This window comes from Planococcus donghaensis (genome assembly GCF_001687665.2).
In the GTDB taxonomy this organism is placed as follows: Bacteria; Bacillota; Bacilli; order Bacillales_A; family Planococcaceae; genus Planococcus; species Planococcus donghaensis.
In genome coordinates this window covers 2,850,918-2,869,263 of the sequence record NZ_CP016543.2, presented here as the reverse complement: position 1 = coordinate 2,869,263, position 18,346 = coordinate 2,850,918, and the positions used below count along the sequence as shown (strand labels likewise).

18 protein-coding genes are annotated in these 18,346 nt (G+C 39.2%); 12 read left to right on the top strand and 6 right to left on the bottom strand.

Translation table 11 applies throughout. The features are described from left to right. Positions 1-6 precede the first annotated feature (6 nt). From BCM40_RS14095 to BCM40_RS14075, 5 genes are all read left to right on the top strand, one after another. Positions 7-1,020 (top strand): YcjF family protein, encoded by a 1,014-nt coding sequence (locus BCM40_RS14095; protein WP_065525335.1) that lies wholly within the window; start codon positions 7-9, stop codon positions 1,018-1,020. A 104-nt stretch (positions 1,021-1,124) separates the two neighbouring features. Beyond that, the gene (locus BCM40_RS14090; RefSeq protein WP_065525336.1) at positions 1,125-1,805 is read left to right on the top strand and encodes a response regulator transcription factor; all 681 of its coding nucleotides are present in this window, start codon (positions 1,125-1,127) and stop codon (positions 1,803-1,805) included. Next, entirely contained in the window at positions 1,786-3,201 is a 1,416-nt protein-coding gene (locus tag BCM40_RS14085; RefSeq protein WP_238323733.1) for a sensor histidine kinase, read from the top strand. The genes BCM40_RS14090 and BCM40_RS14085 overlap by 20 nt, the downstream gene beginning before the upstream one ends. 116 nt (positions 3,202-3,317) lie before the next feature. Then, positions 3,318-4,184: a peptidylprolyl isomerase gene (locus tag BCM40_RS14080; protein WP_065525338.1), complete on the top strand. Its 867-nt coding sequence runs from the start codon at positions 3,318-3,320 to the stop codon at positions 4,182-4,184. Positions 4,185-4,197: 13 nt separating this feature from the next. After that, positions 4,198-5,391 carry a S1C family serine protease gene (locus BCM40_RS14075; RefSeq protein ID WP_065525339.1) on the top strand — a complete coding sequence of 398 codons (1,194 nt, stop codon included), beginning with the start codon at positions 4,198-4,200 and terminating at the stop codon, positions 5,389-5,391. Positions 5,392-5,453: 62 nt separating this feature from the next. Here the strand turns inward: BCM40_RS14075 and BCM40_RS14070 are convergent, their stop codons facing one another. Then, complete coding sequence (locus BCM40_RS14070) at positions 5,454-5,669, bottom strand: hypothetical protein (protein ID WP_065525340.1); 216 nt, start codon at positions 5,667-5,669, stop codon at positions 5,454-5,456. A 47-nt stretch (positions 5,670-5,716) separates the two neighbouring features. Then, positions 5,717-6,421 carry a type 1 glutamine amidotransferase domain-containing protein gene (locus BCM40_RS14065; RefSeq protein ID WP_065525341.1) on the bottom strand — a complete coding sequence of 235 codons (705 nt, stop codon included), beginning with the start codon at positions 6,419-6,421 and terminating at the stop codon, positions 5,717-5,719. A 136-nt stretch (positions 6,422-6,557) separates the two neighbouring features. On the opposite strand from BCM40_RS14065, the gene ytvA reads away from it, so the two are divergent. Continuing rightward, positions 6,558-7,367, top strand: a complete 810-nt coding sequence (ytvA, locus tag BCM40_RS14060) for a YtvA family blue-light photoreceptor (protein ID WP_238323787.1) — start codon at positions 6,558-6,560, stop codon at positions 7,365-7,367. Positions 7,368-7,405: 38 nt separating this feature from the next. On the opposite strand, the gene BCM40_RS14055 is transcribed toward ytvA, so the two are convergent. The 4 genes from BCM40_RS14055 to BCM40_RS14045 form a co-directional block, all read right to left on the bottom strand. Next, complete coding sequence (locus BCM40_RS14055; protein WP_065525342.1) at positions 7,406-8,281, bottom strand: SDR family oxidoreductase; 876 nt, start codon at positions 8,279-8,281, stop codon at positions 7,406-7,408. A 134-nt stretch (positions 8,282-8,415) separates the two neighbouring features. Beyond that, positions 8,416-11,013 (bottom strand): YfhO family protein, encoded by a 2,598-nt coding sequence (locus tag BCM40_RS14050; protein ID WP_065525343.1) that lies wholly within the window; start codon positions 11,011-11,013, stop codon positions 8,416-8,418. A gap of 19 nt (positions 11,014-11,032) precedes the next feature. Continuing rightward, positions 11,033-11,428, bottom strand: a complete 396-nt coding sequence (locus tag BCM40_RS16345) for a GtrA family protein (RefSeq protein WP_008430244.1) — start codon at positions 11,426-11,428, stop codon at positions 11,033-11,035. Beyond that, entirely contained in the window at positions 11,418-12,356 is a 939-nt protein-coding gene (locus BCM40_RS14045) for a glycosyltransferase family 2 protein (protein ID WP_065525344.1), read from the bottom strand. Before BCM40_RS14045 ends, BCM40_RS16345 begins: the two co-directional genes overlap by 11 nt. A 290-nt stretch (positions 12,357-12,646) precedes the next feature. On the opposite strand from BCM40_RS14045, the gene BCM40_RS14040 reads away from it, so the two are divergent. From BCM40_RS14040 to BCM40_RS14015, 6 genes are all read left to right on the top strand, one after another. After that, positions 12,647-13,261 carry a TerD family protein gene (locus BCM40_RS14040; RefSeq protein ID WP_065525345.1) on the top strand — a complete coding sequence of 205 codons (615 nt, stop codon included), beginning with the start codon at positions 12,647-12,649 and terminating at the stop codon, positions 13,259-13,261. Positions 13,262-13,275: 14 nt separating this feature from the next. Next, the gene (locus BCM40_RS14035; protein WP_065525346.1) at positions 13,276-13,854 is read left to right on the top strand and encodes a TerD family protein; all 579 of its coding nucleotides are present in this window, start codon (positions 13,276-13,278) and stop codon (positions 13,852-13,854) included. A 107-nt stretch (positions 13,855-13,961) separates the two neighbouring features. Continuing rightward, on the top strand, positions 13,962-15,107 hold the full coding sequence (locus BCM40_RS14030) for an HpcH/HpaI aldolase/citrate lyase family protein (protein WP_065525347.1): 1,146 nt from the start codon (positions 13,962-13,964) through the stop codon (positions 15,105-15,107). Continuing rightward, on the top strand, positions 15,040-16,410 hold the full coding sequence (locus tag BCM40_RS14025; protein ID WP_238323732.1) for a phosphoribosyltransferase family protein: 1,371 nt from the start codon (positions 15,040-15,042) through the stop codon (positions 16,408-16,410). Before BCM40_RS14030 ends, BCM40_RS14025 begins: the two co-directional genes overlap by 68 nt. Beyond that, positions 16,407-17,516, top strand: coding sequence for a cysteine protease StiP family protein (locus tag BCM40_RS14020; protein ID WP_065525349.1), 1,110 nt, complete (start codon positions 16,407-16,409; stop codon positions 17,514-17,516). Before BCM40_RS14025 ends, BCM40_RS14020 begins: the two co-directional genes overlap by 4 nt. Then, positions 17,513-18,325, top strand: coding sequence for an HAD hydrolase family protein (locus BCM40_RS14015; protein ID WP_065525350.1), 813 nt, complete (start codon positions 17,513-17,515; stop codon positions 18,323-18,325). The genes BCM40_RS14020 and BCM40_RS14015 overlap by 4 nt, the downstream gene beginning before the upstream one ends. Positions 18,326-18,346 lie beyond the last annotated feature (21 nt).

Here is an 18,346-nt window from a genome sequence, read left to right as displayed (position 1 = left end):
GGAGTCATGGTAAAGGAATTCGAAAAAGAAGTTATGCAAGCGATGGATAAGATGTTTGAAAGAGAAATGAAAAAAGTAAACGATTCTCTTGAGCAGGAACTGTTGATTTCTTTAATCGGTGAAGTAAATGCTGGGAAATCTACGACCGTCAATAAAATCATTGGAGAAGACATTGCTAGCACAAATCCAATGCCAGGAGAAACGGTCAGCGTAGACCCTTATAATATTAGAGGATTAGAAAACATCAAATTTATGGATACACCTGGTTTAAATGACCCGAACGATGAAAATCCTAAAAAAACTTTGGAATTTGTTCAAAAATCGGATGTTGTCTTGTTTTTTCTCAACGCTGCAGGGACAGTGTTTTCTGAGAGTGAAAAAGAAAAGTTCAATGAAATTGAAAAACATAACAAAGATATTTTAATCGTCTTAAACAAAATCGATGCTGCGGAAGATATACCGTCTATTGTAAAGTTTATAAAAAACCATACTGTCAATAAATACAAAGTTATTCCGATTTCTTCAAAAACAGAAGAAAATCTCGACACTTTAAAGAAGGAAATTCTTTTTTTGCTCGAAAAGAAGGGTAAAGACCTGCTCTTCGCCAAAAGCATAAAAGAAAAATCCTCAGCGGCTAATCGTTGGATTATTGGTGCAGGTGTTTCAGCTGGGGTAATCGGCGCGTCACCCATTCCAGGTTCTGATGTATTGCCGCTTACTACGTTACAAGCAGGTTTAATCATTAAATTATCCAACCTTTACGATAAACCGTTAACGAAAAAAGCAGCAAAAGACATGATTGTTGTAACTGCGACGCAAACAATTGGGCACACCATTTACCGCCAAGCGCTAAAATTTATCCCGGGAGCAGGATCGGTTATTGGTGGTACCGTCGCCTCATCTATGACATTAGCGCTTGGTTATGGCGTGAAATATGCATACGAAAACAATATCGACATTGATTATGACATGATTGGGTCGTTGTTCGAGAAATTCAAAAATCGCGAACAAAAAGCCTGAAAAATATTGAGCCGTTCTTCTTTTACAGAAGAGCGGCTTTCAATCTTCTTGCGTCTTTTGGATTTGTCATTTAACTTTAAGAGAAAGATAGACGGAGGTGCGGGATGAGAATATTGGTCGTAGAAGACAATCCGAGCGTCAGTTCCATGTTGGAGTTGTTTTTTTCAAAAGAAGGCATTAACGGGGAGTTTGCAGCAGATGGACTAGAAGGCTACCAAAAATATAAAGAAGGTAAACATGATTTGTTGATTTTGGACTGGATGCTTCCAGGGATGGATGGGATTGCATTATGTCGCAAAATTCGAGAAGAAGGAAGCGCTGTTCCTATTATTATGTTAACTGCAAAAGACAGTGAATCTGATCAAGTTATTGGCTTTGAAATGGGTGCGGATGACTATGTCACAAAGCCCTTTAGCCCGTTAACATTAATGGCACGTATAAAAGCCGTGACGAGAAGAGTTCAAAAGCCAGAACCTGTGTCGGATTTAATTCAAACCATCCATTTTATTGTCAATAAAGAAACACGCGATATTTTAAAAGATGGTCAAGCCGTTGATAGTTTAACACCAAAAGAATTCGACTTATTGGTATTTTTTCTGCAGCATCCAAAACAAGTATTTAGTCGGGAACAACTTTTGGAACAAGTATGGGGCTATCAGTTTTATGGCGATGAACGAACAGTAGATGTTCATATTAAGCGTCTCCGCAAAAAGATAGATGGCGGAGACAAGCTTTTCCATACAGTATGGGGAGTTGGCTATAAATTTGAAGAACACGCGAATTAAGTATTTTTATCAGCTAATCGCTAGCCATATGAGTATATTACTCATTGCTTTTTTGGTTTTGAGTATCTTATTTGTTCGCTTTGTAGATGATTTTGCATATGCTGAAAAGGCAGAAGAACTGGAGAAATACGGTGGACAAATCATCCAAGAACTTGAGCGAGCACGTCCAGGAACAAATCTGCAATCCTATGTCTCTATTTTAAAAGCGCAAAACATTAGTTTTATCGTTTTTGATCAGCAAAGTCGGATTATGTACCCGGTCTCAGGTTCTTTTCCCCCTGTAGAGTTGACGCCAGAAGAATGGAACGTTATTGAACGAGGGGAAACATTGACCGTTAACCGGGATGTTGAACGATTTGAATTGTCGGTAACATTTGTAGCGATGCCGTATTTCGAAAATGAACAATTAGCTGGAGGGGTTCTTCTTGCTGCTCCTGTTAGCGGTGTAAGTGAAATGATTGCCGAGTTGAATAAAACTTTAGTCACTGCCGTGTTAATTGCGCTAGCGATCGCATTGTTGCTTAGCTTAGGGTTATCTAAAATGCATGTTAGCCGAATCAAACGCATGCGAAAAGCGACATCTATGATAAGTGAAGGACATTACGATGTGAATTTACCAGAGTCAAATTTCGATGAGTTTGGTGATTTGGCACATGACTTTAATAAAATGGCTGCTAAACTTCAACAATCTAACGAAGAAATCGATCGACTTGAAAACCGCAGACGACAATTCATGGCAGATGTTTCCCATGAAATGCGCACCCCTTTAACAACAATAGCAGGGATTATGGAAGGTTTGCGTAACAATATGATTGAAGAAAATCAGCGAGAAAAAGGCATTCGTTTAGCAAGTGAAGAAACAAAACGGCTCATACGTTTAGTAAATGAAAACTTGGATTATGAAAAAATTAGATCTAATCAAGTAACTTTAACGAAAGAAGAAATTGAAGCAGACGAACTTTTGGAAATAATTAAAGAGCAGCTTTACTTACAAGCAAAAGAAAAGGGCAACCAAATTGTTATTCAAACAAATCCTGGAGATGTTATTTATGGAGACATGGATCGATTAATTCAAATCCTAATGAATATTGTCAAGAATGCAATTCAATTTACTGAAAAAGGCGTCATTACGATCTCAACTCATAGGGAAGCGAAACAAATGAAGGTAACGGTAGAAGATAATGGAGAAGGCATTGATGTAGAAGAAATTGACCTTGTGTGGCGTCGTTTTTACAAAGCGGACTTATCACGCGGAAGTGGTCAATTTGGGCTTGGTTTATCAATCGTTAAGCAACTGGTGTCACTTCACGAAGGAGAAATCCAAGTGGAAAGTGAAAAAGGGCAAGGAACAAAATTCATAATTCTGTTACCACACAAAAATGAGCTAAGGTCATAACCTTTAGTTCATTTTTTTGTGTAGAAAACTTTATATGTTTGTTAAAACTCTGGTCATAGTTTATTCATACTTGCTTGTTAAGCTAGATATAACGAATAGGAAAAGGGGACATAATGATGAAAAAAATGATTTATATTTCGATTGGTGTGTTAGCGGCAACCGCTATTTTTATATTAGCTGCTTTTAATGGGGATGAAACGGTCGCAAAAGTAGGAGACAAAGAAATAACAAAAGAAGCGTTATATGAAAAATTAGTAGCTACTTCAGGAGCAACGACACTTGATGCAATGATTTCTAACGAAGTGGTCAATCAAGAAGCAGAAAAAGCTGAAGTTGAAGTGACACAAGAAGAAATTGATGCAGAAATGGCTGTTTACGAAGAGCAATATGGTGGTGCAGAAGGACTTGAACAAGCACTTGCTTCAAGTGGTATGTCGATTGCAGATTTAGAAGAAGAAATGAAAATCTACTTGAAAGTTGAAAAAATCATCGGACCCGATATTGAAATAACAGATGAGCAAATTAGTACTTATTTCGAAGAAAACAAAGAAACTTTTGCACAAGCTTCAAAAGTAGAAGCAAATCACATCTTGGTAGAAACGCAAGAAGAGGCAGATGAAGTAAAAGCAAAACTAGATGATGGTGATGACTTTGCCGAACTAGCAGCTGAATATTCAATAGACACAAGCAATGCTGAGAACGGTGGAGCGTTAGGAGAGTTTGGTGCAGGTGAAATGACGCCCGAATTTGAAGAAGCCGCGTTCAGTTTAAAAGTAGATGAAATAAGTGATCCTGTCGAAACAGATTATGGTTTTCATATCATTCAAGTTACTGGTAAAACAGAAGCAACAGAAGCCGATTTAGAAGATAGCAAAGAACAAATAAAAGAAACGTTGTTTGATGAAGCGTTAAATACACAATACGCAGCATGGTTAGCGGAAAAAACAGAGTCTTATAACATTGTTAACGAATTAGCAGAATAAGGAGGACACAAAGATGGGGTATTATAATTCAACCGAAACAAAAACAAACAAAAAAGGCTATTTTGCTTCAAGTTTTACAGGACTGGTTGCCGGAGCATTATTAGTAGGTGTGATTTTGCCAAGTGTGACGGATGGAGAAGTTGGAAATGCGACAACAACCTCAACAAATCAGGCTGTTAGCGGATTGCAAACAACATCTACTGTGGTGACTTCAGATGTGACAAAAATTGTAGAGGAAACTTCTAGTGCCGTTGTGGGTGTTTCTAATTTACAAATTGCTCAGCAAAATCCTTTCGCTTCGCAAACAGGTGACCAAAAAGAGTCACAAGAAGCAGGGGCAGGATCTGGGGTTATTTACAAAAAAGACGGCGATATGGCGTATATCGTCACAAATAATCACGTAGTAGAAGGTGCGCAAGATGTGATGGTCACTTTGGCCGATGGCACAGAACTTGATGCAGAAGTGCTTGGAACCGACATTTGGACCGATTTAGCTGTCTTAAAAGTGCCAGGTGAAAGTATCGAAACTGTTGCAGAATTTGGAGACTCATCTGTGTTACAAGCAGGAGAACCGGTAATTGCCATTGGGAATCCACTGGGTCTACAATTTTCAGGATCTGTTACCACAGGCGTCATTTCAGGAACCGAACGCTTAGTACCGCTGGATATTAACCAGGATGGGACAGAAGATTGGCAGTCAGAAGTTCTTCAAACTGATGCAGCCATTAGCCCCGGAAATAGTGGGGGCGCGTTAATCAACGCAAAAGGACAATTAATCGGCATTAACTCGATGAAAATCTCGCAAGATGCTGTAGAAGGAATTGGGCTAGCGATTCCGATCAATACAGCGATTCCAGTCATTTCGGATTTAGAAACAGAAGGGGCTGTACACCGACCATCTATGGGCGTAGCTATTTTGGATTTAGCTGAAGTGCCGGCACAATACCGCACGAGCCAGTTAGACTTACCTTCAGAAATTGAAGGCGGGATTGTCGTTCAATCAGTTGTAGAAAACTCAGGAGCAGCTTCTGCGGGCATGAAACCTTATGATGTCATCGTCGAATTAGACGGGAAGGCTGTAAATTCCGTGTTAGAACTTCGACAGTATTTGTACAATGAAACAAAAGTAGGCGATGCATTAAAGGTGAAAGCTTATAGAAATGGTGAGTTACAAAATTTCGAACTAACTTTAACCGAGAATAACTAATCACAAAAGGCTTTCCGACAATCGGAAAGCCTTTTGTATTATGACAAAATCACATAAGATAATTAGTCGAAAATACCGAACCAATCAGTGCCGAATCCAAAACCAACGATAACAAGAACTAAAATAACAAAGACAATCATGCCGAGTTGTAACGGTTTATAGCCTGTTACTCGTGGTTCTTGAATGCCTTGTTTTTCTTCTGGGGAACGGTGTTTTGCCTCTTCTTCCGTCGCCTCCATATATTCTTCTTCATGATCTTCATTTTTATTTTTATTCATATAAATGCCTCCTTAAAATCATTATTATTTCTTCTAGCTAAAGTAGCTTAATTTGTGAACTTTTCTTCCGCTTGAAGTGTTCGTTTCGTTAATTTTTGTGCCAATTCTCTACCGAACAGCTCAGAAGATTGGGGGTCACGTCCTGTAAGAATTTGCTTACTGCCCCAAACAACATAGGCGTCATGGTCTTTTTCTTCATGATAGTTGGCAATGGTGTTCAATTCGTCTTCTAAGCTGAAAGGCAATAAGTCGACAATTTCTTTTGGTTCTTTATCATTTGGGTAACCCGTTACTTTTAGACCTTCAAGCAAACGGCGTCCTTCTTTTGTTTTTGTATAAATTAAGGGTGCGGGTCCGTGACAAACAGCGGATACAATTCCACCTGTTTCGTAAACTACATTAATCACGGCGTGCAAATCTTCATTGTGCGCTAAATCGAACATTGCACCATGTCCACCAACAATCATAATCGCATCGTAATCGCTAGCTTTAACATTAACGATTGGCATGGTTTTGTCCGCAATCCCGGATTCATATTGTTTTTTGTATACGCCATTCGGGTCATATTCTGCACTAATGCTTATCGGGTCGACGATAGGTTTACCTCCGTCAACAGAAGCCAGTTCAACTGTATGCCCTTCTTTTTCAAGTTCTAATGCAGGAGCAAATAGTTCTTCTGCCCACCAACCGGTTACGTAATTATGTTCTTCATTTGTATAACCACTCGATAACACTGCTAATACTTTTGCCATTATATCTTCCTCCTGTATGAAAGATTCCTTGTTCTTCTATTTACCCTATGAAGAGAAGCTGAAACGCGAAAGCAGAGGAGTCTTTGGATTTCGCTTCGTGGTTATGCTAGGATTATTTTATGAAACGAAAGACGAGGTGGATTGCTTGAAAGAGTTAAACCATGAAGTACAAGTTACTTTGCTTGAAGCAATGTTGGATGGTAGCAAAGTGGGCACGATCGTGACGGATCCGTCGCAACCGGATAACCCTATTATTTATACAAATCAAACTTTTGTTGATATGACGGGTTACTCTCAAGAAGAAATAATAGGGCGCAATTGCCGATTTTTACAAGGGGCAGGTACAGCGAAAGAAGATGTTGAAAAGATGCGGACCGCTATTGCTGCTGAAGAAAAAGTCATCGTAACGATTCAAAATTATCGTAAAGACGGCTCGCCGTTTTGGAATCGACTAGTTATTGATCCGGTACGAATTGAAGGGAAATTGTACTTTATCGGTACGCAAACCGATATTACGCTCGAACGTTCTCAGCAACAAGCAATCATGGCCAACGAAGATGAAATCGAAAAATTAATGTTGCCAATCTTATCGGTACAAGAAAATGTGGCAACGGTAGCACTCGTTGGGACAATGTATCATCATCGTTTTGAAACGTTGAAAGTGAAAATTTGTGAATATGTTCAATTGCATCGCATTGAATATGTCATCATCGACATTACCGGCTTATCGTGGAATGAAAATTCACCGCTTTATTGGTTTAAGCAGATTTACGATGCGCTTCGAATAATGGGAAGCAAGCTTTATGTAACGGGTATAACTGTATCGGCCGCCCAACAATTTTCTAATGATTTAGACCGTGATGATCGCTTAGTAACATTCTCGACAATTGAAAGAGCATTAAATTTCATCGCACAAGAAGAAAAAAGCAAACAAAATATGCGATAAAAAAACAGACTCGACATTTTGCCGAGTCTGTTTTTGTGTTAAGAACTGATAAAGTCTCCACCATTAATATGAATGGCTTGACCGGTAACGTAAGTAGAATCTTTAGAAGCTAGGTATACATAAGCAGGTGCCAATTCAGAAGGCTGCCCGCGTCGTTCTAATAAGGTGTTTTGACCATGTTTTTGAACTTTCTCTGAATCAAAAGTTGAAGGAATCAATGGCGTCCAAATAGGTCCAGGAGCGACCGAATTCACGCGAATCCCTTGATGCGCAAGGTTGGCTGACAGAGAACGTGTAAAGCTCGTGATCGCACCCTTCGTAGATGAATAATCAATTAGTCCAGGAGAACCTTGATAAGCTGTTACGGAAGACGTGTTAATGATGCTGTCTCCTTTTTGCATATGAGGAAGAGCAGCTTGCGTTAAATAGAACATACTGAAAATGTTGGTAGAGAATGTCTCCATTAATTGATCAGGGCTAATCGCTAAAAAATCTTCTTGTGGGAATTGTTTGGCAGCATTATTTACTAAAATATTTAATTGGCCAAATTCAGAAATGACATCTACTACTAGCTGATTGCAATTTTCTACATCACTAATATCGGTAGCAAATTTAACTCCTTTCACCCCATAGGATTCAATCGCTTTGAGTGTTTCATCTGCATCTTCATGTTCATCAAGATAAGCAATCGCAATATTGGCACCTTCTTTAGCATATGCTACTGCCACTGCACGGCCAATGCCGCTGTCTCCACCTGTGATCAAAGCAACTTTGCCATTTAGCTTTCCTGAGCCCACATAATCTTTATCATCATAAATTGGTTCTGGTTGCATCTGTTCTTCTGAACCAGGTTGTGTCGATTGTTCTTGTGGCTCAACTTGTTCATCTATTTGTTCGAATTTATCTTTTGTCATGTTAACTCCTCCTTAAAATTAAGTAGTATTTAACGTCAATATTCCCGCACATACTTCACTTAAACCCGTCTTCTTACTGAGCATAGAAAAATGAAAACGGAAACTCCTTATACAGATAGGAGTTTCCGTTTATGTTATATTTTTTCATTTTGCCTTCTTCTTTTACGAAAAACAAATACGAAGCCAAGAAATAGGGAGACTATACTTACTGCAGCCGTAGGTTTGAAAAACGGCGGACGGTAAGAAAGAGAAATGTTATTGTTTCCGGCTTCTAATGGAAGGGCCATAAATGCAAAATCGGCTTTTAAAACTTCTACTTTTTCCCCGTTAATTGTCGCTCGCCAACCACGCTCATAAGGAATAGATAATTTTAAAAATTCATCATGCGCTGCATTATCGAAATTCAACTCGACTTGGCTACCATCAATTGATAAATTGCTAGATAAATCTGGCTCATCAGCTTGTTTACGCAGGGCTTGGTAAGAAGCTGCATATACTTGAATTTCTGTTATTTCATATTCACCCTTAGGTAACCGAATTTTAATCAGATCTTCAGCCGGAATACGAATGGTTAAGTCATCTACAAATGTCTTGTAAATCGACTGATTGGATTTTCTTGTCGTTTGGTAATCATTTACTTCGAGTAAAAAACCTTGATCTTCTGCTTTTGTTATCAAGTGGAAAGAAACGAATAAATCACCACCAGATTTAGGCGGATTGTCCAAGTTTAAATTTAAGCCACCTGTTCTTTCAACTACTTTTAACAGTCCATCGTTAAACGTAGCACCGATTGGGACGGTAGCAAAGTTGAGAATGTTTTCATCCGGCTCTGGTAAAGGATCAGCTACTTCTCCTCGATCAAGTACGACTCCGGTCAACATAGCTTGTTCGCGCATTAATGGAGAGGCTGCCGCTAATTGCTGTTCTTCGTATACGTTAGCGGTAGAACGGGCGAACGGTAAGACATAGTTGTTTTTATAAATGATGTATTTGGGTGACGCATGGATTTCATCGAAACCATATGGAATATTGGAATCTCCACGAGAACGAATAATGTATTTTCCTTGTAGCATACTGTACAAGTTTGCACGATTGCCAAGTGTCGCATAGCGACTGACACTTTCACGTCCCATATCGATTTCCAGGTCATATAAATAAAAATACAATAAATTTTCATTTAAAATACTCGAATACGCACTGAATCCTTGGAAATCTTGAACAATTGGGGTGTTGTTGCGGACACCTTCCATCCAATCGATGCGATAAGGTCCATTGTTTTCTTGTTCATGGATATAGTCCAACAATTCAATGATTTCGGGATCGTTGTAATCGACACCCGTCATTAGTTTTTTGCCAACTTGTGAAATGTCTCCTTCTTCAAGAATTTTTTCAGTTTGATACAAATTGGCAAAAAGCAATGTCCAAATCAATATGGATGCCATTAATGTCCATTTAATAAAGTCTTTCTTAAATAGAGTGTACAAAAATAGCAGTGTAAACGTAATGACTAGCGCATTAATGGATAGCGTTGAAAACTGTGAATCTATTTCGAAATATTTATCTCTCCATGTGTAAAACCAAAAGCTGAAAATCGCGAGTAAAGCTGGTATAAAAAAGCTTCGCCACGTGAATTTATGCAAATGGTCAATGGCAACCGCAACGGCTCCACCCATAACTAACGACAAAAAGTATTCCCACCGATATTGCGGTGCAGAAAATCCGTTAAAAGCACTGCCGATCATTGGACTGTTGTGCATAATAATGGCGACAATTCCAAGAAGCGCAAACAAGCGGAATGTTTTATTGCGGTATAAAAACCAGCTAAATAATACAAGAACAAAAAATGCAGGCAAGACAATAATAGAGCTACTAAATAAAATATTATCAATAGCTTCGTCCACCCAAAGAATTTCTTGCTTAAAATCTGGCCGGTGGTTATTTAAATAGGCATAAACTGCCGGTATAAACGATACTGCACTAATGCCAGCACCAATAGATCCGGCGACCAAAAAGCTTATCATATTTTTCATTTTACTTTGTTCATTCACTGCTAACGGGATAAACAAACGGAACAAAATATAAATAGCGGTCAGTAATAGATTAATATAGGCAAAGTAAAAGTTATCAATCATGGAAATCGCTACGGCAATTATAAACCAGCCGGGCTTTTGTTCACGGAAAATCTTTTCAACCCCCAGCAGTAAAATCGGGAGCCATAAAAAAGCATCCGCGAAAAATTCCCAATACGTCACGTGGCGGAAGTACATGCCAGAGATACCGTAAAGTGAAGCGCCTAGTAGTGCTGCGGGTTTAGATATTTTCATATACATAAATAATCGAGTGGTGATAAACAGGATAGCAGCTAACCGAATAATGCTAATAAAAACAGCAGCATTTGCCCAAAACAAGACATCGGTAGTCTGAATAATGTGCAATGTTTGGAGCATAGAGACGATTATTACTGTTACCAAAAATACAATGGAAGTAGAAAAATAATAAGACAATTCACTAAACGTGCCAGCCCCTATACCAAAATCGAAAGAATAGAAAAACTCGCCTTGAGTATATTGCTGATAGAGAAGGTGTTTAAAAGGCATCATTTGTGAAAGGCCATCATTAATCCCTACCATAAAATGATCATTAGACCATTGACGAAGAAAAACAAGATGTCCGATCGCCGACAAGATTAGGCTGATGAGCATGAGAACTACAATAGGTCGAAACTTTTGCATAGAGTCACCGTCTTTTTGCTTATTTTGGTGAAGGTGTATCTTTAAGGATCTTGCTTGATACGATAAAGGTTATGGGAACTGTGAACAATACAGCAGCAAAAGGTGCAATATTGCTGTTAAGGTGTAGAAATTCAACGAAAACAAAAATAAGTATAGTCGAAACGGACATATTCACAACTTGTGTTAATGGGAAATACAAGTATTTTTTTAGAGTGGGCTTAATGCGATACGTAACGTAACAGTTTAAGAAAAATGAAATATTTAAACTGATTAAAAAGCCCACGATATGTGCCAAAAGGTAAGGCAAATTGAACAGGTTGTGAAGAACTAAGTAAATGGAGTAGTAACTCAATGTATTAAGGACACCGACAAAGATAAAACGAGTAAATTCAGTATTCAGCGCTTTAAGATTCATGATATTCATCCGCATTGCTAATATCTACAAGAAAGTGAGGGCGCTGTTTTGTTTCGTTATAAATCCGTCCAATGTATTCCCCAATCACACCAAGACTGATCAGTTGGATGCCGCCAAGTAACAAAATCGCTGTAATTGTCGTAAAATAACCCGGAGCTCCAATTCCTTCTCTCATAATATTATAAAGTGTGAAGAAAATATAAATGAGAGACAAAAATAACACTAAAAAGCCGGTGTAAAAACAAATGCGCAACGGCTTCATATTAAATGAAATTATCCCATCGATTCCATAATTGACAAGGTTGCTAAACGACCATTTTGATTCGCCATCCGTACGCAATACATTTTCATAGTTAATGGTCTTTTTGCTAAGGCCGATCCATGAGAACAACCCTTTAGAAAAACGATTGCTTTCACTTAATGCCAAAATAGCATTGATTGCTTTCCGACTTAGTAAACGGAAGTCTCCTTCACCGTCTTGAAAATCTACATCCGTGATTGAATTGATGATTTTGTAATAAAGAGAAGAAAATAACGACCGAACTTTAGAATCTCCTGTACGCGAGCGTTTAGCGACCACTTGGTTAAAGCCATCTTCATACCCTTGAATCATTTCCCCAATTAACGTTGGCGGATGCTGCAAATCGCTGTCCATTACGATAACAGCATCTCCTTGAATGCGTTTTAAGCCGGCGAGCATGGCAGATTCTTTCCCGAAATTTCGTGTTAAGGAAATGTATTTTATATGCTCATGAGCTTCAGCTAATTTCAAAATTTCTCGCAAGGTGTTATCACTGCTGCCATCATTAATGAACATAATTTCATAACGATATGGAAGCGACTCTAGTTCCTGCATCAATTTTTGGTGCATTGCTGCAATATTGGCTTCTTCGTTATAAGCCGGAACCACGATCGAGATAAGCTTCATTATTATTTCCCCTCTCTAATTTTGACTGAAATGATTCAATAGCTCACATTACCCATGCTATTTAAGAAGTATACATAAGAAAATGAAACTTCCTAGCTTTATATACGTATTAGTATACGTCAGGTGTTTTAAGAAAACATTTGTCTGAAAATTCGGCGTGTTATAGTAACTTGAGGGATTTTAGCTGTCAGAAATTTAAAAATTTCCGGTAAGCTTTACTCGTTGAATTTTACATGTTAGACCGATACCATTAAAATAGAATACATAATGATGAATGGAGAGTGTTAGGAATGGCGATTAATCTTGTAAAAGGTCAAAAGATCGATTTAACAAAAGGACGTTCATCGCTTTCGAGCATTATGGTTGGCTTAGGCTGGGATCCAGTTGCAACCAAAAAAAGTGGAGGCTTCTTAAGTAATTTATTAGGCGGCGGAGGCGGCGGAGCTGACGTTGATTGTGACGCGTCTGTTCTATTACTAGACGAAAACGGCAAGTTGACTGCAAAAGAAAACTTGATCTATTTCGGTAACAAAAAAAGCAAAGACGGCAGCGTAGTCCATTCAGGGGATAACTTGACTGGAGAAGGTGACGGCGACGATGAAATGATCAATATTGATTTAAAACGAATTTCACCGTCAATTCACCGTTTAGTTTTTGTTGTAAACATTTACAACGCACAGAAAAAGAAACAAGATTTCGGTATGATCGAAAACGCATTTATTCGTTTAGTTGATAATCAGTCGAAAGAGGAACTGGTTCATTACAACTTAACAGAAAACTATGCGGGCAAAATGTCGTTAATCACAGGCGAACTTTACCGTCAAGGAACTGAATGGAAGTTTTCGGCGATTGGTGAAGGCGCATCAGAACCTGATATCGGATCAATTGCAAACAAATATTCTTAAGGAGTGTTGGAGTAATGGCAATTAATTTATCAAAAGGTCAAAAAGTAGATTTAACAAAAAGTAACCCAGGTTTATCTAAAGTAGTTGTGGGATTAGGCTGGGATACAAATAAATACGACGGCGGACAAGATTTCGATTTAGATTCTTCAGTCTTCCTATTAAATGGCGAAGGAAAAACAGCTTCAGAAGCAGATTTCGTCTTCTACAACAATACGACGGGTGCTGGCGGTGCTGTAGAGCATACGGGCGATAACAAAACAGGTGAAGGTGAAGGGGATGACGAACAAGTAAACGTTAACCTATCAGCCATTCCTGCATCGATTGAAAAAGCCACTTTTGCAATTACGATTCATGATGCTGAAGCACGCGGTCAAAACTTTGGCCAAGTAAGCAATTCATATGTGCGTATTGTAAATGGCGATACAAATGAAGAATTGATCCGTTACGACCTAGGGGAAGATTTCTCAATTGAAACCGCAGTGGTAGTTGGTGAACTTTACCGTCACGGGGGAGAATGGAAATTTAATGCCATTGGCAGCGGTTATCAAGGTGGCTTAGAGTCGCTTGTGAAGGACTTTGGCTTAAACAGCTGAGGAAACGATGGAAAAGCAAGGAGACTGTCTCCTTGCTTTTTCTCCATTCATACAGGAATGGATAATTTGAACGGGCTGTTACGGCAGCATGCCGGGAGGGATCATATATGAGACATTTTAACGGATTAACCGATTCTGATTTAAAGACTTTTTTTAAATATTCCCCGGCAGAATTTAACCGTGATACAAAACGGGAAACATTAAGTTTAGCAGTAGGCGCAGCACTTTATACACCGGGATCTAGAGTGGATTTCGCTCAAAAGATTTTAAATGGTGAGTATAGTAAAGGTGCATTTACTGGCTTAACTACGTTAATTGTCTGCCTAGAAGATGCAGTAGCTGATACAGAACTAGAGCAAGCGGAAAAAAATACAGTAAATGAATTTAAAAAGCTCGAAGAAGCAAGTGCTGAACAATTGGCAGCCGGTCCGGTTTTGTTTTTACGAATTCGTACACCGGATCAATTGGATAAATTGATCAAAAATGCCGGAACCGCATTAAGTGTTATAACAGGAATTGTTTTTCCGAAATGTTTACCTGACACGTTGCCCTTGTTTTTTGAGGCACTCGATCGTGCTAGCGAAGCAGCGGGTAGAAAGCTATACGCCCTGCCTTTACTGGAAACAAAAGAAGTGTTGTACAGTGAGTCTCGTGAGGAGACTTTAGCGGAATTATACAAAATTATTCAGTCAGAAGCCGAACGGATTTTGACAGTGCGCGTGGGGGCAACCGATTTTTCTAGCCTGTATGGCTTGCGACGACCAGCGGAACGAACGGTTTATGATGTCCATATTATTCGTGATTGTTTAATCGCCATATTAAACCAGTTTGGCCGTTCAGAAGACGGATTCACCGTTTCGGGTCCTGTCTATGAATATTTTTCTGTCGGAGAACAACTATGGCTGTCGTCAAAACCAGAACAAACTCTTTGGGAAGAAGTTCAATTGGATATTTTAAACGGCTTTAAAGGGAAAACTTGTATTCATCCATCTCAAGTATCAATTGTTAATGCTGGACATATCATATCGCTCGAAGCTTATGAAGATGCCAAGTTGATCCTTAATGAAAGCCAGGGAAGAAATGGTGTTTTACAAAGCCCTAAACGCAATAAAATGAACGAAGTAAAACCGCATTTGAGCTGGGCTAAAAAAGTAATTGCTCAAGCGGAAGTCTACGGGGTGCTGAATGAAAACTATCAACCAATCGACGTCCTCAATCATCTCCGGGCGAACCAATTATCAAATCAATACTAAATTATGGGATCACTTAACGATGGAAATTTCAGTTACAGATACGTATCCTGGACTTTCTCCGGAATCGCTTTTTTCTGTAGCTTTGCGTGTCAATAAAAAACGTCAGTTTTTATTTGTTAGCAAGCTGATTGCTAAACATTTAGCTGTAGATCCATCTTTAGCACTTGGAACAGGAACGTTACTAGCTTCTTTGTTAATAGAAGAAGCAGGTCTCGACGGGTATCCGGATACAAAACAGCTTGTTGAAATGATTGAAACCAACAAAGCAAATCGCGAACTAAGCATCGAATCACTCGAATTCAAAAAAGAGATGCCGCAAAAAACGGTTTTTATTGGAATGGCGGAAACTGCGACAGGTCTTGGTCATTCAGTTTTTCAGCATTTTGAAAAAGCAGCTTATCTTCATACAACCCGTGAAGAAATTGTTGGCATGACCCCATCTTTTGTCTTTGAAGAAGAACATTCCCACGCAACTTCCCATAAAGTATATGCGCCTTCTGGAATGCTTGAAGAAGCTGAAACCATTGTGCTTATTGACGATGAAATTTCAACGGGCAATACTTTGTTGAATTTGGTTTGTGCATTGGATGATCAATTTCCTGGGAAACACTACGTGTCGCTGTCGATTCTCGATTGGCGGAATGCTAGCCAACGAGAAAAAATAGAGACAGCTATAAATGAGCGAGGCATTAGTTTGAAAATCTTGTCGTTAATGTCTGGTGAATTTGAATTAGTTTATAGCCGAGCACCTGAAGAACCTATAGATAAGCTATTAAATGGGACAGGAGCAAGAGCTCCGTCTATCGAATTAAGCGAAAACAAATTATCGGCCGCTTCAAAAACAAAACAACAATATATTTCGCACACGGGGCGCTTTGGCCTTACGAGTAAAGAACACGATGAAATCACGAGTTGGGCAGAAACTGCAGTATCGCAAGTGGCAAAAAAAAGCGATAAAGCATTGGTCATTGGAGTAGGCGAGAATATGTATTTGCCCATTCGTTTTGCTTTAGCATTAGGGGGCAATTCACGTGTACAGACAACGACGCGCAGTCCAATTTTTGCCGCAAAGACAACAGGTTATCCAATTCAAGAAAAAGCGAAATTTAACTTGCCAGATGCGGAAGGGATAGACCAATTCATCTATAATTTAAATGAATTGGATATTGATCGGATTTATTTGCTTGCTGAGTCGGTTGTTAAAACCTCCGAGTGGCAGCCGTTACTAGCATATTTAGAAGAAAAAGCACCAGTAGAATGGATCTCTCTAACAACGACCAAAAGGAGTGAAGAAATCGAATGATAGCTACCGGTTTAGTGAAAACGAGTTATCCGAAAGAAGACATCACTTTCCTATTAAAAGATGTAAGCGGAGTATTTACTGAAAGTACTTTAGAAGAGCGTGAAAAAGCAGTTCAAACAGGGGCTCATTATGCAGAGCGCCTGCCAATGGAATATCGTCCTTCTGACGAATACACAGAGCTTTATCACGAAACAGTAGTAAAAACAAAAGAGCAATTAGCTTATTTAGTGGGGCTTGTAACACGCCGTATTTTTATGAACGCAGGAACCGATGATATTGTCCTAGTTTCTTTAGCGCGTGCAGGCAGCCCAATCGGCATTTTAATTCGCCGGTATGCTGAAAAAGTTCTGAATATGGATTGGCCACATTATAGTGTATCGATTTTGCGTGACAAAGGAATCGATGAAAAAGCAATCGATTCAATTCGTGCTGCACATCCGACAAGCCGTATTCAATTTGTGGATGGCTGGACAGGAAAAGGCGCGATTCAAAAAGAATTGACTAAAGCAGTAAATCATTTGAATCAGACGAAAAAAATGGATTTGCATGACGATATGGCTGTACTGGCCGACCCTGGAGCGTGTGCAGTATTATTCGGCACGCGTGAAGACTTTCTTATTCCAAGTGCATGCCTGAATGCTACGGTATCCGGACTTGTCAGTCGAACCATTTTAAACAAACTGTATATTGGTGAAGATGACTTTCATGGAGCAAAGTTTTATGGTGAATTGCTAGAAGAAGATTTATCAAATGACTTTGTTGATCAAGTTACTAGTTGTTTTAAGGATACGCGCGAGAGAGTCGAAAAAGATGCTGTTTCAACTCCTGTTACAGCAGAAAGAACATGGCAAGGCATGAAAGAAGTCGAAGAAATTGGCCAGCAAATGTATCAGGAAACCGACTATCATTTGATTAAACCGGGTGTTGGTGAAACGACACGTGTTTTACTACGAAGAAGTCCTTGGAAAGTACTGGTTAACAGCTTGGAAAATCCAGACGTCCATCATATTTTAATGCTGGCAAAAGAAAAAGATGTGCCGGTCGAAGTAGTTCCTGACTTGTTTTATCGTGCAATTGGTCTAATCCGATCAGGTAAAGAAATATGACGGTATTATTTGCAAGCGACTTAGACCAAACCTTAATCTATTCCCGCAATTCAATGGGGATGGAGGTCACTGAAGAAGAGCTAGTAGAAGTAGAGCGTTATGAGGGCAAGCCTTTGTCATTTATGACAAAAAAGAGTCAATCGGCACTATGGAATATTGGCGATTCTGCTTTTTTTCTGCCGGTGACAACGCGTACGCAAGCTCAGTACGAGCGAGTAACCGGTATTTTTGAAGGGCAACATCCACAGTTTGCAGTTATTTCTAATGGAGCGGTTATTTTAGAAAATGGTCATCCGATTAAAGAATGGTCCGACCAAATTCGCCAAACGTGCATAAACCGTAAAACCATTATAGAGGAATTGCTACCGGAAATTGAACGTCATTTCTCTGAGGATTGGGTACTAAAAGTTAGAGAAGCAGACGATTGGTTTGTTTATTTAATCATCGATCGTGCTCGGTTTCCGGAAGACAAGCTGGATTTTTATACCACTACCTTTAAAAAGCTTGGCTGGGGATTATCGCTTCAAGGCAGAAAGCTTTATTTTATGCCAGAAAGCATTACGAAAGCAGGGGCAATGGAGTATATTAAGAAGCGTATAGGGGCAAATTATGTTGTTGCTGCTGGAGATTCGTTATTAGATTTGGATTTGTTAGAAAGCGCCAATTACGGCATGCTTGCAGCTCACGGTGAAGCTGCGAAAAATGCAGTTTCAATTTCAGCGCATATTCATAAAACAAAAAATTATGGCATTAAGGCAGGCGAGGAAATTTTAGCTCGTGTGGCTGAATTATCATTGCAACGACAGTAAGCAACAAAGCAAGGAGAGATT

What these genes read in the sequence shown, in the direction of transcription:
- BCM40_RS14080 (WP_065525338.1), top strand. Translation starts at nt 3,318, where the DNA reads ATGAAAAAAATGATTTATATTTCGATTGGTGTGTTAGCGGCAACCGCT.
- BCM40_RS14025 (WP_238323732.1), top strand. Translation starts at nt 15,040, where the DNA reads ATGAAAACTATCAACCAATCGACGTCCTCAATCATCTCCGGGCGAACC.
- BCM40_RS14090 (WP_065525336.1), top strand. Translation starts at nt 1,125, where the DNA reads ATGAGAATATTGGTCGTAGAAGACAATCCGAGCGTCAGTTCCATGTTG.
- BCM40_RS14050 (WP_065525343.1), bottom strand. Translation starts at nt 11,013, where the DNA reads ATGCAAAAGTTTCGACCTATTGTAGTTCTCATGCTCATCAGCCTAATC.
- BCM40_RS14075 (WP_065525339.1), top strand. Translation starts at nt 4,198, where the DNA reads ATGGGGTATTATAATTCAACCGAAACAAAAACAAACAAAAAAGGCTAT.
- BCM40_RS14065 (WP_065525341.1), bottom strand. Translation starts at nt 6,421, where the DNA reads ATGGCAAAAGTATTAGCAGTGTTATCGAGTGGTTATACAAATGAAGAA.
- BCM40_RS14055 (WP_065525342.1), bottom strand. Translation starts at nt 8,281, where the DNA reads ATGACAAAAGATAAATTCGAACAAATAGATGAACAAGTTGAGCCACAA.
- BCM40_RS14045 (WP_065525344.1), bottom strand. Translation starts at nt 12,356, where the DNA reads ATGAAGCTTATCTCGATCGTGGTTCCGGCTTATAACGAAGAAGCCAAT.
- BCM40_RS14040 (WP_065525345.1), top strand. Translation starts at nt 12,647, where the DNA reads ATGGCGATTAATCTTGTAAAAGGTCAAAAGATCGATTTAACAAAAGGA.
- BCM40_RS14070 (WP_065525340.1), bottom strand. Translation starts at nt 5,669, where the DNA reads ATGAATAAAAATAAAAATGAAGATCATGAAGAAGAATATATGGAGGCG.
- BCM40_RS16345 (WP_008430244.1), bottom strand. Translation starts at nt 11,428, where the DNA reads ATGAATCTTAAAGCGCTGAATACTGAATTTACTCGTTTTATCTTTGTC.
- BCM40_RS14020 (WP_065525349.1), top strand. Translation starts at nt 16,407, where the DNA reads ATGATAGCTACCGGTTTAGTGAAAACGAGTTATCCGAAAGAAGACATC.
- BCM40_RS14030 (WP_065525347.1), top strand. Translation starts at nt 13,962, where the DNA reads ATGAGACATTTTAACGGATTAACCGATTCTGATTTAAAGACTTTTTTT.
- BCM40_RS14015 (WP_065525350.1), top strand. Translation starts at nt 17,513, where the DNA reads ATGACGGTATTATTTGCAAGCGACTTAGACCAAACCTTAATCTATTCC.
- BCM40_RS14095 (WP_065525335.1), top strand. Translation starts at nt 7, where the DNA reads ATGGTAAAGGAATTCGAAAAAGAAGTTATGCAAGCGATGGATAAGATG.
- BCM40_RS14035 (WP_065525346.1), top strand. Translation starts at nt 13,276, where the DNA reads ATGGCAATTAATTTATCAAAAGGTCAAAAAGTAGATTTAACAAAAAGT.